This window comes from Acinetobacter stercoris (assembly GCF_900323515.1).
In the GTDB taxonomy this organism is placed as follows: domain Bacteria; phylum Pseudomonadota; class Gammaproteobacteria; order Pseudomonadales; family Moraxellaceae; genus Acinetobacter; species Acinetobacter stercoris.
This window is the reverse complement of record NZ_OOGT01000436.1, coordinates 1-779: the sequence shown is the minus strand read 5'-3', so window position 1 is coordinate 779 and position 779 is coordinate 1. Positions and strand designations below refer to the sequence as shown.

Genomic DNA, 779 nt, shown 5'->3' with positions numbered 1-779 from the left:
TCACTATACAGTCTATAAATCCAACTTTTGTTGCAATAAAATTTAGATTAATCACAGTAGAAATAATTCATATTAACCAAAAATCAACAACTTTATCCACAAGCTTATTGCAATAGATTAACCTAATTTTAGATTATTTTATAGACGTTTTTAGGTGAAAATACATACATTTTTAATTTAATTTATATACTTTTGTTCTTTATAAATTTATTCAACTTTACAAGAAATAATCCAGATTATATTAAAAATTTCTTTAGTCACTAAAATATTAAATAAATTTTCTATCTATAAAAAACCAGTTAACACTGAATAAATGTGTTAACTGGATAAGAGAGATTCGTTAGTTTTGTCAGTCTTTAAATTTCAAACCTATCAATGGTGCTTTGCATGTTTTGTTTTACAAAATTTCAATTCAATAATTTTCCATTCATCATAAAAAGCCCATTGCTCTTCAATTAATGTACCATCTGCTTCTAATTCAATAATCACTTTACAATGTGTATTATCCTCATCAAATTCATATTCCTCACTCTGTACATTAGGTTTTTGAGGTTTCCAAACCCCATTTTTGACTGCATCAGCAATTTTTTCATATCTGGTGGCACTGCCTTCAGTAATACCCTCTTTCTCATAAATGACTTTAAAATGTTCATCTTCATACCTGGCTAAAACTTCATAATTTCCAGTAAAAAATGCATTTACCCATATATCACGAACCTGTTCAAATTGATTATCCATACAAAATAACCTCATGAGTTTTTTGATATTTATGATTAATT

1 protein-coding gene is annotated in these 779 nt (G+C 26.4%); it reads right to left on the bottom strand.

The genetic code is table 11. The features are described 5' to 3' along the window. Positions 1-372: 372 nt before the first annotated feature. Positions 373-738 carry a hypothetical protein gene (locus tag KPC_RS20095; protein ID WP_121976036.1) on the bottom strand — a complete coding sequence of 122 codons (366 nt, stop codon included), beginning with the start codon at positions 736-738 and terminating at the stop codon, positions 373-375. Between the last annotated feature and the right edge of the window lie 41 nt (positions 739-779).